12 protein-coding genes are annotated in these 13,414 nt (G+C 69.2%); 5 read left to right on the forward strand and 7 right to left on the reverse strand.

Features of this window, described 5'->3' with window-relative positions:
* Together DQP56_RS25620 and DQP56_RS18035 are read right to left on the reverse strand one after the other, a co-directional pair.
* The coding region (locus DQP56_RS25620; RefSeq protein WP_205868910.1) for a 2-oxoglutarate dehydrogenase E1 subunit family protein at window positions 1-166 on the reverse strand (166 nt) is incomplete at its 3' end.
* A 119-nt stretch (window positions 167-285) separates the two neighbouring features.
* Window positions 286-1,068 carry a hypothetical protein gene (locus DQP56_RS18035; protein WP_112687714.1) on the reverse strand — a complete coding sequence of 261 codons (783 nt, stop codon included), beginning with the start codon at window positions 1,066-1,068 and terminating at the stop codon, window positions 286-288.
* A 325-nt stretch (window positions 1,069-1,393) separates the two neighbouring features.
* Between DQP56_RS18035 and DQP56_RS18040 the strand changes: the two genes are divergently transcribed.
* On the forward strand, window positions 1,394-3,439 hold the full coding sequence (locus DQP56_RS18040; protein ID WP_112687730.1) for an MFS transporter: 2,046 nt from the start codon (window positions 1,394-1,396) through the stop codon (window positions 3,437-3,439).
* A gap of 12 nt (window positions 3,440-3,451) precedes the next feature.
* Here the strand turns inward: DQP56_RS18040 and DQP56_RS18045 are convergent, their stop codons facing one another.
* A complete protein-coding gene (locus DQP56_RS18045; RefSeq protein WP_112687732.1) occupies window positions 3,452-4,012 on the reverse strand; it encodes an LppP/LprE family lipoprotein in 561 nt (186 codons plus the stop codon).
* A gap of 119 nt (window positions 4,013-4,131) precedes the next feature.
* Between DQP56_RS18045 and DQP56_RS18050 the strand changes: the two genes are divergently transcribed.
* Window positions 4,132-5,877 carry a DEAD/DEAH box helicase gene (locus DQP56_RS18050; protein WP_112687716.1) on the forward strand — a complete coding sequence of 582 codons (1,746 nt, stop codon included), beginning with the start codon at window positions 4,132-4,134 and terminating at the stop codon, window positions 5,875-5,877.
* Window positions 5,874-7,004 (forward strand): acyltransferase family protein, encoded by a 1,131-nt coding sequence (locus DQP56_RS18055; protein WP_112687718.1) that lies wholly within the window; start codon window positions 5,874-5,876, stop codon window positions 7,002-7,004. Before DQP56_RS18050 ends, DQP56_RS18055 begins: the two co-directional genes overlap by 4 nt.
* 127 nt (window positions 7,005-7,131) lie before the next feature.
* Here DQP56_RS18055 and DQP56_RS18060 read toward each other — a convergent pair whose 3' ends face one another.
* From DQP56_RS18060 to DQP56_RS18070, 3 genes are all read right to left on the reverse strand, one after another.
* A complete protein-coding gene (locus tag DQP56_RS18060) occupies window positions 7,132-7,734 on the reverse strand; it encodes a TetR/AcrR family transcriptional regulator (protein WP_112687720.1) in 603 nt (200 codons plus the stop codon).
* Window positions 7,734-8,948 carry a cytochrome P450 gene (locus DQP56_RS18065; RefSeq protein WP_112687722.1) on the reverse strand — a complete coding sequence of 405 codons (1,215 nt, stop codon included), beginning with the start codon at window positions 8,946-8,948 and terminating at the stop codon, window positions 7,734-7,736. The genes DQP56_RS18060 and DQP56_RS18065 overlap by 1 nt, the downstream gene beginning before the upstream one ends.
* Window positions 8,949-9,095: 147 nt before the next feature.
* Window positions 9,096-10,415: an FAD-binding oxidoreductase gene (locus DQP56_RS18070; protein WP_234825718.1), complete on the reverse strand. Its 1,320-nt coding sequence runs from the start codon at window positions 10,413-10,415 to the stop codon at window positions 9,096-9,098.
* A gap of 170 nt (window positions 10,416-10,585) precedes the next feature.
* Here DQP56_RS18070 and DQP56_RS18075 point away from each other — a divergent pair, with 170 nt between their 5' ends.
* Both DQP56_RS18075 and DQP56_RS18080 read left to right on the forward strand, forming a co-directional pair.
* Window positions 10,586-11,404 carry a uracil-DNA glycosylase gene (locus DQP56_RS18075; RefSeq protein ID WP_112687726.1) on the forward strand — a complete coding sequence of 273 codons (819 nt, stop codon included), beginning with the start codon at window positions 10,586-10,588 and terminating at the stop codon, window positions 11,402-11,404.
* 21 nt (window positions 11,405-11,425) lie between these two features.
* Window positions 11,426-12,466 (forward strand): LLM class flavin-dependent oxidoreductase, encoded by a 1,041-nt coding sequence (locus DQP56_RS18080; protein ID WP_112687728.1) that lies wholly within the window; start codon window positions 11,426-11,428, stop codon window positions 12,464-12,466.
* 52 nt (window positions 12,467-12,518) lie between these two features.
* Here DQP56_RS18080 and DQP56_RS24795 read toward each other — a convergent pair.
* Window positions 12,519-13,414: PecA family PE domain-processing aspartic protease (locus tag DQP56_RS24795; RefSeq protein WP_165825068.1), on the reverse strand; the 896-nt coding region annotated here is incomplete at its 5' end.

A 13,414-nucleotide genomic window follows, 5' to 3' on the forward strand; every position in this document is an offset into this window, starting at 1 on the left:
CGGGGGTCGGTTCGGCGGGCATGGGCGAGCCGTCAGCGCCGGGCTTGTAGTCGACCAGGAACTCGTGCCAGCTCGGGTCCACCGAGGAGGGATCGTCGCGGAATTTGCGGTACATCTCCTCGACTAGCCATTCGTTCTGACCGAAGGGTGAACTCATACCGCTCACGACAGTTACTCGCCTCTATTCCTGTATTCCCGATCATCCGGTCGGGCGCCCGACCGGTGCCCGCCTGCCTGCATAAAGGCTAGCCCCTTCACGTTATTCCGCCACCGGTGTTCGATTGATCACGCCGACGGTTGCGCAGGGCTTACGTCGTCGTCGGGCAGGGCCGGCAGCAGGTGCAACGTGACCGGCCAGCGGTCGGCGGCCGGACCGAACGCCTGGCGGGCGTTTCCGACGATCTTCTTGCCGATGAAGCGGTTGCCGATCGCCCCGATCACCGCGCCCAGCCCGACCGGCAGCAGCTTGCCGAACGCCAGCGCCCCCCGCCGCAGGGTGAAGCGCTTGACGAAGTACCGCAGCAACCGCGAGTTGAGCTCCGACACCGCCGGCAGCGGCAGCGCCGCCGTCCCCTGGGCGAGCCAGGCGCCGTTGGTGCGGCCCGAGCCGAGCAGGTCGGCCATGGCGCCCTTGCCCTGGTCGCCGACCAGCACCGCCAACACCAGGGCGCGCCGCCGTTCCCGATTGTCGACGGGAATGCCGTGCACCTCCGCCACGCACAGCACGAAGAACGCGGTGGCCTCCAGGAAGACGGCGGTCTCGACGGCGACCGCCGACAGCGCGAGCAGGGTGCCGATCGCCGGGACCGCCGCCGTGGCTCCCACGGCGGCACCGGTGGCCGTCGCCGCGGCCAGGTAACGCCGCTCCAGCTTCTTCACCACTTGCGCCGGACCGACACCGGGATCACGGTGGCGCAGCCGCTCGACGTAGGCGCGCACCGCCGGGCCCTGCACCCTCTCGCTGCTCTCGATGACCCGCGACAACACCCGGGCCGTCATGCCGGGCTTCTCACCGCCGGGGGCCGGCGCCGGCTCCTGCGCCGACCGCCGTCGCCGAAAGATGCCCATGGTTGCCTCCCATTCCGACTCCGTAGTTGTTCAGGCTAACGTTCCGGTGGGGGTTTACCCGCTGCAACGGGCCGCTAGCCGTTCGCCAGCGAATCAGGGCACCGGCGCTGCGAGTTGTTCAAGGCAACTTCGGTCCGTAGCGTCGCATGGGGTGGCTCCAGCCCGGAACCGCAGAGCGCAGCGAGGGGAGGGGCGGCGCTTGAGCGCTACGAGCAGCCGGACTCGCCCCGGCGACCAATCGAGACGCCCCGGTGGTGTGCGTTTCACGATTCCGCGACCGGTCGGTCGGGGGGATTCGGCCAATCCGTGGAACGCGTTGTGGGCGATGATGCTCGGGTTCTTCGTGATCCTGGTGGATTCCACGATCGTGGCCGTCGCCAACCCCAGCATCATGGCGGCGCTCGACGTCGGCTACGACACGGTGATCTGGGTTACCAGCGCCTACCTGCTGGGGTACGCGGTGCCGCTGCTGGTTACCGGTCGGCTCGGCGATCAGTTCGGCCCGAAGAATCTCTACCTGGCCGGGCTGGCGGTGTTCACCGGCGCCTCACTGTGGTGCGGTCTGGCCGGCGGGATCGACATGTTGATCACGGCGCGCGCGGTGCAGGGGATCGGGGCCGCGCTGTTGACGCCGCAGACCCTGACGGTGATCACCCGGACATTTCCTGCCGACCGCCGCGGCATGGCGATGAGCGTGTGGGGAGCGACGGCCGGGGTGGCGACGCTGATCGGGCCGCTGGCGGGCGGGGCGCTGGTCGACGGGCTGGGCTGGGAGTGGATCTTCTTCGTCAATGTGCCGGTCGGTGTGCTCGGCTTGGTCCTGGCATACGTGCTCATCCCCGACCTGCCGGTGCACCGACATCGATTCGACCTGATCGGGGTGGCGCTGTCGGGAATCGGCATGTTCCTGCTCGTCTTCGCGCTCCAGGAGGGCGAGTCACAGAGCTGGGCGCCCTGGATCTGGGCGCTGATCGTGGGGGGCGTCGGCTGCCTGGCGCTGTTCGTGTACTGGCAGGTGGTCACCGGAGGCGAGCCGCTGATCCCGTTGCACATCTTTCGTGACCTCGACTTCGGCCTGGCCAACATCGGGGTAGCCGTCATCGGCTTCGCGGCGACCGCGATGGTGCTGCCGGTGATGTTCTACGCGCAGGCGGTGTGCGGCATGTCGCCGACGCGTGCGGCGCTGCTGACCGCACCGATGGCCATCGCCAGCGGGGTACTGGCCCCCGTCGTCGGCACGATCGTCGACCGGGCCCACCCCCGCACGATGGTCGGGTTCGGCTTCTCGACGCTGGCCATCGCGCTGACCTGGCTGTCGATCGAGATGACGCCGGTCACCCCGGTCTGGCGGCTGCTGTTGCCGTTCACGGCCGTCGGTATCGGAATGGCGTTCATCTGGTCGCCGCTGGCTGCGACGGCCACCCGCAACCTTCCGCCGCACCTGGCCGGCGCCGGCTCCGGGGTCTACAACGCAACCCGGCAGGTCGGGGCGGTGCTGGGCAGCGCCGCCATGGCGGCATTCATGACGTCGCGGATCTCCACCAATCTGCCGCCGATGCCGGGTGGTCTGCACCCGGGGTCCGGTAACCGGAACCTGCCTGATTTCCTGCACGAGCCGTTCGCGGCGGCGATGTCGGAGTCGACGCTGCTACCGGCGTTCGTCGCGCTGTTCGGCGTGGTCGCGGCGCTGTTCATGGTGGGCTTCGTCATCGCGCCGGCTCGCCGGACGCCCCGCCCGGTCGCGGATCTCGACGACGATGACCTCGATTGCGACGATTTCGGCGATGTGGAAGACCTCGACGAACCCGCTGACCGCCGCCGGGATTCGGATGTCCCCGTCCTGGAGCGCGTCAGCCTGCCGCGTCACTTCGCGGCGTTCAGCACCCCCCGCAGCGACGAAGCCGACGACGTCGCGGCAGCCGATGAAGTCGGCGACGACGATGAGCCGACCGAGCTGATCCCGGTCGTCGTCCCGAGTCAGCGGGATATTCGCCCGGCATCGCGGCGCCCCGGCCGGCACGACGCACACCAGGTGGCCTGGTCTGTCCGGCCTGTGCGGTCGGCCCGGCCGATCCGGCGCGACGTCCGCCCGCCGGTCCGGCATAACGACCCGGCCACCGAGCCGCTGACCGTCGAAATTCCGCCGGTAACCGTGCGGCCGCGGGATGAGGATGCAACACCGCTGCAGCACAACGGATTTCATGTCGGCACCGGACGGCGCTACCGTCGGGCCGGCAACGGGGAGCCGGTGCCGGATGTGCTGGCCAAGTTCGGGATCACCGGCAGACGCCCGAGGCGTCGCAACCGGCACTACCGGGACGACGCTGACGACACCGACGAACTCGTGAGGTACTCCCACCGCGACGATTGATCGCGCCGCCGCCTATCGGGTGGTGTTGCCGATGATCTCGACGCCGGTGCCGTTCCAGTGGAACTTCACCAGGCCGGTCAACCCGGCGATGCCGCTGGCGTTCTTCAGGGCCACCGTGTCGGCGGTGCAGTGCGCGAGGTCGATTCCGCTGAACCCGTAGGTGTCCGGTACCGATTGCGGAAGGAACACGCCGCGGTGAAACAGCACGGCACGCGTGCTCGGTTTCTCGGCGTTGGTGTTGGCCTTCACGATCACCGCGGACAGGTCGGCGCACTCGCTGTAGTTGCCGGCCAGCGGTTCCGGGCTCCAGGGCTGGCCGCTGCGCGGGTCCTTGGGCAGCTCCGAGACGGCCTTGGCGATCGCCGGGGCGGCCAGGTCGACTGCGCACGGGTCGGCCGGCGCCGGGCTGCCGGCCGGTGTCGACGTGGTGACGGGCGGCGCAGCCGTGGCGGTGGGACTGGTGTTCTGCGGGGTCTTGGCGACGGTCGAATCGCCCGAACCGCAGCCGGCCAGCAGCGCCGCGGACAGTGCGCCCAGGCCGGCGAACAGTCCTAACGGTCTTGCGGCAAACACATCGGGCACCGTACCGGTGCGCGGCCGAGAACTCCGGGAGGCGCGGCCGACCGGCGTCGGCGGCTGCGGATCAAGGGTGGCGAATGGCCGGCCCGGTTGGCCGTAGACTGCTAAGCGTCATGACCTCGCCTGATGCCCCCGCCGAGCCGATCCCGGACTCGCCGGCCCCGCCCGCAGACGCACCTGATACGACGTTCGCCGACCTGCAGATACACCCTTCGGTGCTGCAGGCCGTCGTCGACGTCGGCTACGAGACGCCATCGGCGATTCAGGCCGCCACCATCCCGGCGCTATTGGCGGGCTCCGACGTGGTCGGGCTGGCGCAGACCGGCACCGGAAAGACCGCGGCGTTCGCCATCCCGATCCTGTCGCGCATCGACACCGCCAGCAAGGCCACCCAGGCGCTGGTGCTGGCGCCCACCCGGGAGCTGGCCCTGCAGGTCGCCGAGGCGTTCGGGCGCTACGGCTCGCACCTGCCGCGCGTCAACGTGCTGCCGATCTACGGCGGCGCGTCCTACACCGTGCAGCTGTCCGGGCTGCGACGCGGCGCCCAGGTGGTGGTCGGCACCCCGGGCCGGGTCATCGACCACCTGGAGCGCGGCAGCCTGGACCTGTCGCACCTGGATTACCTGGTGCTCGACGAGGCCGACGAGATGCTGCAGATGGGTTTCGCCGAGGACGTCGAGCGCATCCTGGCCGACACTCCGGAGTACAAGCAGGTGGCGCTGTTCTCCGCGACGATGCCCCCGGCGATCCGCCGGATCACCACGCGCTATCTGCACGACCCGGTCGAGGTCACCGTCGAGGCGAAAACCACCACGGCGGAGAACATCTCGCAGCGCTACATCGAGGTCGCCGGCCCGCGCAAGATGGACGCGCTGACGCGGGTGCTCGAAGTGGAGACGTTCGAGGCGATGATCGTGTTCGTGCGCACCAAGCAGGCCACCGAGGAGGTCGCCGAAAAGCTGCGCGCCCGCGGGTTTGCCGCCGCGGCGATCAACGGTGACATCGCTCAGGCGCAGCGCGAGCGGACCATCGCGTCGCTCAAGAGCGGCAATATCGACATCCTGGTGGCCACCGATGTCGCCGCCCGCGGCCTGGACGTCGAACGCATCTCGCACGTGGTGAACTACGACATCCCGCACGACACCGAGGCCTACGTGCACCGCATCGGCCGCACCGGGCGGGCCGGTCGGTCAGGGACCGCGCTGCTGTTCGTCAGCCCGCGGGAACGTCACCTGCTCAAGGCGATCGAGCGGGCGACCCGCCAGAAGCTCACCGAGGCGACGCTGCCCACCGTCGAGGACGTCAACGCCCAGCGGGTGGCGAAGTTCGCCGACTCGATCACCGCCACCCTCGGTGCGGACGGCACCGACCTGTTTCGCAGCCTGATCGAGGAGTACAGCCGGGAACACAACGTGCCGATGGCCGACATCGCCGCCGCGTTGGCGTTGCAGTCGCGCGACGGGGAGGCGTTCCTGATGGCGCCGGAACCGCCTGCGCGAGAACGCCGGTCACGCGACAAGTCCGAGCGACCCGACCGCAAGAGCGACCGCAAGGGTCCGCCCAAGGAGGGATTCGCCACCTATCGGATCGCGGTGGGCAAGCGCCACAAGGTCAATCCGGGCGCGATCGTGGGGGCGCTGGCCAACGAGGGCGGGCTCAACCGCAGCGACTTCGGCCACATCAGCATCCGGGTGGACCACTCGCTGGTGGAACTGCCCGCCAAGCTGTCGGGCAAGACGCTCAAGGCGCTGGAGCAGACCCGCATCCAGGGTCAGTTGATCAACTTGCGCCGGGACCGGCCGTCCGGCAAACCTGCCCGCCACGGCGACGGGGGGACGCACCGGAAACGGATGGGATGACGCTGCCGAAAGAGGAGGTCGCCCAAGGCGGGCTCGAACAGGTCGCCCACGTCGATCGGGTCGCCTCGCTGACCGGTGTGCGCGCGGTGGCCGCCATCCTGGTCGTCGGCACCCATGCGGCCTACACCACCGGCAAATACACCCACGGCTATGCGGGCCTGCTGGGTTCCCGGATGGAGATCGGTGTGCCGATCTTCTTCGTGCTCTCCGGTTTCCTGTTGTTCCGGCCCTGGGTGCGGGCCACCGCATTCGATCGCCCCGATCCGTCGGTGCGGCGCTACGCCTGGCGCCGGGTGCGGCGCATCATGCCCGCCTACGTCGTGACCGTGGTACTGGCCTACCTGATCTATCACTTCCGCACCGCCGGCCCGAACCCCGGCCACACCTGGATCGGCCTGCTGCGCAATCTGACGCTGACCCAGATCTACACCGACAACTACATGTTCGGCTATCTGCACCAGGGCCTGACCCAGATGTGGAGCCTGGCGGTGGAGGTCGCCTTCTATGCGGTGCTGCCCGGGCTGGCCTACCTCACGCTGGTGTGGCTGTGCCGGCGACAGTGGCGGCCGGTGCGACTGCTGGCGGCGCTGACGGCGTTGGCGTTGATCAGCCCGGCGTGGCTGGTGCTGGTGCACACCACCGACTTCCTGCCCGACGGCGCGCGGCTGTGGCTGCCGACCTACCTGCTGTGGTTCCTGGGCGGCATGGCGTTGGCGGTACTGCAGGCCATGGGGGTGCGCTGCTACGGCTTCGTCGCGATCCCGTTGGCGCTCATCTGCTATCTGATCGCGTCCACCCCGCTGGCCGGCGAGCCCACCACCTCACCGGCCGGGCTGTCGGAGGCGCTGGTCAAGGCGGTGTTCTACACCGCGATCGCCACCCTGGCGGTGGCGCCGCTGGCGCTGGGCAACGAAGGCTGGTACGCGCGGCTGCTGGCCAGCCGGCCGATGGTGTGGCTGGGGGAGATCTCGTATGAGATCTTCCTGGTCCACCTGGTGCTCATGGAGGTGGTGATGGTGGAAGTGCTGCGGGCCCCGGTCTACACCGGTTCGATGCTGAACCTGTTCGTGCTCACCATGATGGTCACCATCCCGGTGTCGTGGCTGCTGCACCGGTTCACCCGGTGAAGTCCTGAGCCGGGTTCCCGGCGGACCTCCGGAGCGGACTCATGGAGGCAGTTGCCCACCTTTGAGCGACAAATCGCACCGGCGCGCGCACGCCCCCGCGGTTGTCGCTCAAAGGCGGACAACGCTGCTATTTCCCTGAGCTGGCCCGCGCCGATCGGAGCCGGTCCGGCGCAACGACGACCGGGACCACGAACTGCGCCAGCATCGCCCGCTCATCCTCGGCGTCGCGCCCCGGAAAGCTCAGCAGCGACGTCATCACCCGCACCACCCAACGGGCACGCTGCTCGGTCTCGGCGTCCTTGCCGCCCAATCCCGACAGGAACGTTGTGACCATCACGGTGATGACGTCGGATCGTTCGGCCATCGCGGTGCCGATCGGCGGCCCGGTCTCGGCGAACCACGACGCCAGTGCCGGGTTGCCGCGCACCAGCGCCAGCGACTCGGTGATCCCGGTGACCAGCCGCTGTGCCGGGTCGTCGACGCCGTCGAGGCGTTCGGTGAGTTCGTGGTAGAGCGCGTTGGCCCAGCGGTGCACGTAGGCGGTGTGCAGCGCGTCGCGGCTCTCGAAGTAGCGGTACAGTGTGGCACGGGAACACCCTGCGGCGCGGGCGATTTCGTTCATGCCCACCGAGCCGGGGTCGTGCTCGGCGAATAACCTCTCGGCCGCGTCGAGAATCTTCTCGGCGGCCAGTTCGCCGCGCTGATCCGACAGCCAGGACCGTCCGGCCATCACGCCCCCGTGGTGAACGGCACCGTCAGCGGTCGACGCACGTAACTGCCGCCAGCCCAACGGATCCCGGATTCGTCGACGGTGAACTCCGGGCAGCGGGCCAGCAATTCCTCCAGCGCCACCCGCGCCTGCATGCGTGCGGCCTGGTTGCCGATGCAGTGGTGGGCGCCGTAGCCGAAGGTGAGGATCTGGCGGGGCTTGCGCAGCACGTCGAGTTCGCCGGCGGTCGGCCCGAACTGTTGCTCGTCGCGGTTGGCCGAGCCGTACAGCAGCAGCGCCCGGCGCCCGGCCGGGATGGTGGTGTCGCCGATCGTGACGTCGCGGGTGGCGGTGCGCGCCAGGCCCTGCACCGGCGAGGTCATCCGCAGCAGTTCCTCGACGGCCTCGTGGATCAACGACGGGTCGTCGATCAGCAGCCGGCGCTGGTCGGGATGGCGATGCAGCAATTGCGCTGAGCCGCCCAGCATTCCGGTGGTGGTGTCGTTGCCGCCGGTGACCATGGTGAAGGCGAACGCCAGGATCGCGAAGACCCCGGCGTCGTCGCCCGGAGCGCCCATGCCCGCGGCGACCAGATGCGAGATGATGTCCTCTTCCTGCTCGGTGCGGCGCCGCTCGATCAGCCCGCTGAAGTAGGTCATCATCTCGATCACGGCGTCACCGGCCGAGGCGACCCCGTCCTCGCTGACGGTGGCCGCGACGATCGCATCGGTCCAGCGATCGAACTGGGCGCGGTCGGCCTGCGGCACGCCGAGGAAGTGCGCGACGACCATCGACGGCAGCGGTTTGAACAGTTCGGCGACGATGTCTTGGGTACCGCCGGCGGCGCGAAGGCGTTCGAGGCGCTCGACGACGAACTGGCGGACCTGCGACTCCAGCCGCTTGACGTGGGCGGGAGTGAATGCGCGCGCCACCAGCTTGCGGAACTCGGTGTGCCGCGGCGGATCCTGCATCACCATCGGCGGGTTGTCCGTCAGGCCGATCATCTCCAGGTCGTTGTAGTTGATCGTCAGGCCCTTGGCCGAGGAGAACGTCTCGTGATCGGCGGCGGCCGCCCAGACGTCGGCGTGCCGGGACAGCACGTAGTAGTCCTGGTCGGGGTGGCCGTCGGGGATCACGTGGTGGACCGGGTCGTGCTCGCGCAGCGCGGCGTACATCGGGTAGGGATTCGGCCACGTCTCGGCATTGCACGGCACGAACTTCGGACGAGACATCATTGTCGTCATGTCTCATTGGTACGACACAGCAGTCAGGATGTCAATCAATTCTCCCGCGAAAGTGCGTGTCCCCGGTCGACACGCCGAGCGAAATCCCGGAAATGCGCACGCTCGCCGCGGTGGTTGGCACGGCTGAACAGGAAGTGATCAGATCCCGGAGCCGGGGTTGAGGATGTTCAACGGATCCAGTGCCGCCTTGACCCGCTGATTGAGTGCCATCGCGTCCGGGCCCAGTTGCCGGGCCAGCCACGGCCGCTTCAGCCGCCCAACGCCGTGTTCGCCGGTGATGGTGCCGCCCAATGACAGTGCCAGATCCATGATCTCGCCGTAGGCGGCCTCGGCGCGCTGTACGTGGTCGGGGTCGTTCGGATCGTGGACGATCAGCGGGTGGGTGTTGCCGTCGCCGGCGTGCGCGATCACCGAGATCATCAGCCGGCGGTCGGCGGCGATCTGTTCGATGCCGGTGATCAGCTCGGCCAGCCGGGGCAGCGGCACCCCGACGTCCTCGAGCAGCAGCGGCCCCTTGGCCTCCACCGCCGGGATGCAGAACCGCCGGGCCGCGATGAAGCCTTCGGCCTCGACCGGATCGTCGGTGGAGAACACCTCCTTGGCGCCGTGTTCGGAGAACACCCGGGCCATCAGCTCGATGTCCTCCGCGCCGGCGTGGCCCCGTTCGTCGGAGCCGGCCACCAGCATGGCGGCGGCGTCGCGGTCCAGCCCCATCCGCAGCTGGTCCTCCACGGCATTGATCGCCGCGGCGTCCATGAACTCCAGCATCGACGGGCGCAGCCGTCCGGAGACGTCGAGGACCGCGTCGGCGGCGGCGGCCACCGACTCGAACGTGGCCACCACCACCGCGGACTTCGGCTGGGCCGGCAGCAGCCGCAGGGTCACCTCGGTGATCACCCCGAGGGTGCCCTCGCTGCCGACGAACAGTTTGGTCAGTGACAGCCCGGCGACGTCTTTCAGGCGCGGCCCGCCCAGGCGCACCGCGGTGCCGTCGGCCAGCACCACCTGCAGGCCCAGCACGTAGTCGGTGGTGACGCCGTACTTGACGCAGCACAGCCCGCCGGCGTTGGTGGCGATGTTGCCGCCGATGCTGCAGATCTCGAACGACGACGGGTCCGGGGGATACCACAGCCCGTGTTCGGCGACGGCCTTCTTCACCTCGGCGTTGAACAGACCGGGCTGGCAGACCGCGGTGCGGGTGACGGGGTCGACGGTGATGTCGCGCATCTTCTCGGTGCACAGCACGATTCCGCCGTCGACCGCGGTCGCGCCGCCGGACAGACCGGTGCCCGCACCCCGGGTCACCACCGGAACCCGGTGCTCGGTGGCCCACCGCATGACCGCCTGCACGTCCTCGGTGCGTAGCGGGCGCACCACCGCCAGCGGCGAGCCGGCCAACGGGTCCAGCGCGTTGTCCTGGCGGTACCCGGCGGTGATCGCGGGGTCGGTGACCACCATTGCGTCGGGCAGGTCGGCGATCAACTGGGCCAGGGCATCCACGCAGGTCATCCTACGGAGCGTTGCCGGAGCGCGACCTGGCGAACCGGCCGCGAACTGCTGGCGACCGCCCAACAGCTGTCTTCCTGACCCGCTTCTCGCCGGCGATCGGTCGGCGGCAGGATGGTGTCATGCTCGCCCACCCGCGCACCGGTCAGCTCTTCGACTCCCCGGTGCATCCGGGTACCGGCTGGCCCGGTGACCCGGCCACCCCGGAGACCCCGCAGGCCGCCGATGCCGCCCGGGTGGCCCGGCTGGCCGGCCAAACCGAGACGATCGCCGAACTGGATGCGTTGATCAGTGTGTGCCGGGCCTGCCCGCGGCTGGTGAGCTGGCGCGAGGAGGTGGCTGTCGCCAAACGGAAATCGTTTGCCGACCAACCCTATTGGGGGCGCCCGGTGCCCGGCTGGGGATCATCGACACCGCAGCTCGTCATCGTCGGCCTGGCGCCGGCCGCCAACGGTGCGAACCGCACCGGACGGATGTTCACCGGCGACCGCTCCGGCGACCAGCTCTACGCCGCATTGCACCGCGCCGGGCTGGTCAACCAGCCGACCAGCGTCGATGCCGCCGACGGCTTGCAGGCCAACAAGATCCGGATCATCGCCCCGGTGCGCTGCGCCCCGCCGGACAACGCGCCGACGACCACCGAGCGCAACACCTGTGCGCCGTGGATCGATACCGAATGGCGGCTGATCGCCCCGCATGTGCGGGTGATGGTCGCGCTCGGCGGCTTCGCCTGGCAGATAGCGCTGCGGGTGGCCACCGATCAGCCGCCCAAACCCAAACCGAAATTCGGTCACGGCGCGCTCGCCGAACTCAGCCCGACGCTGCGGTTGCTGGGCTGCTATCACCCCAGCCAGCAGAACATGTTCACCGGCAGGCTCACCCCGGCGATGCTCGACGACATCTTCGGGCGGGCCGCTGAGCTGGCGGGACTATCCGGCTGAGCCGCCGCGTTGAGTATGAATATGCGCTTATCTGTTCTTGACCTCGTCCCCGTCCGCACCGACCAGACCACCGCCGACGCGCTGGCCGCCACGGTGCGGCTGGCGCAGGCCGCCGACCGGCTCGGTTTCACCCGGTATTGGGTGGCCGAGCACCACAACATGCCCTCGGTCGGTGCCACCAGCCCGCCGGTCTTGCTGGCCTACCTGGCCGCGCAGACCGCACGGGTGCGGCTGGGCTCGGGCGGGGTGATGCTGCCCAACCATGCTCCGCTGGCCGTCGCCGAGCAGTTCGCGCTGCTCGAGGCCGCCGCGCCGGGGCGGGTCGACCTGGGCATCGGGCGGGCGCCCGGTTCGGATCCGGTCACCTCGTTCATGCTGCGCGGTGGTAGGGAAGGCGCGGCTGAACGCGAAATCGCGAACTTCCCCGACTATCTCGATCAGGTGCGGGCGATGATGAGCAGTCGCGGCGTGCAGGTTCAACTGCGCGACGGCGACTACCTGCTCAAGGCCACCCCGGCCGCCGTGACCGAGCCGCAGCTGTGGCTGTTGGGATCGAGCATGTACTCGGCGCGGCTGGCCGCGGCCAAGGGCCTGCCGTACGTGTTCGCCCACCACTTCTCCGGTCACGGCACCGAGGAGGCGCTGGCCTATTATCGGGAGCACTTCACCGCCAGCGAGGTGTGCTCCGAGCCGACGACCTTCCTGACCGTGAACGCCTCGGTTGCCGAAACCCGGGAGGAGGCAACGGCGTTGATGCTGCCGAACCTGCAGATGATGGCCCGGTTGCGGACCGGCCGGCCGCTGGGTGCGGTCGACCTGGTTGAGGACGCGCAGGCCGCGGTGGTCTCCGATGCCGAACAGCGCATCGTCGACGGCGGGCTGCGGCGCGCGGTCGTCGGCGCACCGGCCGAGGCCGCCGACCAGCTCAGGGCGCTGGCCGCGCACTTCGACGTCGACGAGGTGATGATCAACCCGGTGGCGTCGGCGCGCCGCGGTACCGACCCGGCCACCTCGCCCGGGCGCGAGCTGACCTGCGAGCTGCTCGCCAAGGAGCTGTTCTAACCGGCGGTTCAGCGAGGCTCGACGGAGGAGAGGCGAAGCTGGGATTGCCGCATTAACCGGCGAAGATCGTCGATCCGAAACCGCTGGGCCGGTAGTCGATGTAGATCGGGTTCTCCGAGAACGGGAAGTAGCCGCTGTTCATCGAGGTGTTCGACCACACCCATGGGCTGTTGGACGAGGTGGTCGTGTAGGAGTACAGCAGGGTCTGGCCGTCGGCGGTGAACACCGAGATCTCGGTGCCAGCCGGCAGGCGCGAGCCGATGCCGGCACTGGGAACCAGCCACTGCGGGACACTGCCGAACATGCCACCGGAGTCGATCGACGTGGAAACCGGCTGCGGCACACCGCCGTTGATCGACACCATGGTGTCGACGAACGGTGAACCGGGCACCGACAGCTCCGGGTCCAGCTGGTTGGGGCCGAACACCACCTCGCCGCGGGTGGCATCGATGAGCACACCCTGGTTCAGGGCGCCCGGCAGCGCCGAGATGATCGTCGAGGTCCCGGAGAAACCGTTGTTCGGCCCGATACCCAGCACCCCGACGATGTTGTACTGGTTGAAGTACTGCGTCATCAGCGCCGTCGACGACGGGTCGACGATATTGACCGCGGTGGGATCGGTGACCAGTTCCTCGAAACAGGTGCCCGCCTTGTCGCAGAACCCGACCGTGGTGTCGTAGGTGGTGTAGTTGTAGGACTGGCCGCCCAGGCCGGCGTAGCTTGCCCTGCCGGAGAAGACCGAGTCGCCCAGGCCCTGACTGTTGCCCAGGATCGTCAACCCGGTGGAACCGGTGTCGATCTGGACCGGCACCGGCGGGCCGCCGTTGATCGAGATGTAGACGATCGGGCTGATCCCACCGCTTTGCAGATACAGCGGGATGGTCGCGTTGACCGGGCCGTCGGGCCCGCCGTCGCTCCCGTCGGCCGCGGTCCCCGACCCGGCGCCGC

This window comes from Mycolicibacter senuensis (assembly GCF_003284925.1).
Classification (GTDB): Bacteria; Actinomycetota; Actinomycetes; order Mycobacteriales; family Mycobacteriaceae; genus Mycobacterium; species Mycobacterium algericum_A.

Bases quoted from the DNA above. Each gene is read 5' to 3' on its own strand.
- DQP56_RS18035 (WP_112687714.1), bottom strand. From the start codon at position 1,068: ATGGGCATCTTTCGGCGACGGCGGTCGGCGCAGGAGCCGGCGCCGGCC.
- DQP56_RS18050 (WP_112687716.1), top strand. From the start codon at position 4,132: ATGACCTCGCCTGATGCCCCCGCCGAGCCGATCCCGGACTCGCCGGCC.
- DQP56_RS18065 (WP_112687722.1), bottom strand. From the start codon at position 8,948: ATGATGTCTCGTCCGAAGTTCGTGCCGTGCAATGCCGAGACGTGGCCG.
- DQP56_RS18070 (WP_234825718.1), bottom strand. From the start codon at position 10,415: ATGGTGGTCACCGACCCCGCGATCACCGCCGGGTACCGCCAGGACAAC.
- DQP56_RS18055 (WP_112687718.1), top strand. From the start codon at position 5,874: ATGACGCTGCCGAAAGAGGAGGTCGCCCAAGGCGGGCTCGAACAGGTC.
- DQP56_RS18040 (WP_112687730.1), top strand. From the start codon at position 1,394: ATGATGCTCGGGTTCTTCGTGATCCTGGTGGATTCCACGATCGTGGCC.
- DQP56_RS18075 (WP_112687726.1), top strand. From the start codon at position 10,586: ATGCTCGCCCACCCGCGCACCGGTCAGCTCTTCGACTCCCCGGTGCAT.
- DQP56_RS18080 (WP_112687728.1), top strand. From the start codon at position 11,426: ATGCGCTTATCTGTTCTTGACCTCGTCCCCGTCCGCACCGACCAGACC.
- DQP56_RS18060 (WP_112687720.1), bottom strand. From the start codon at position 7,734: ATGGCCGGACGGTCCTGGCTGTCGGATCAGCGCGGCGAACTGGCCGCC.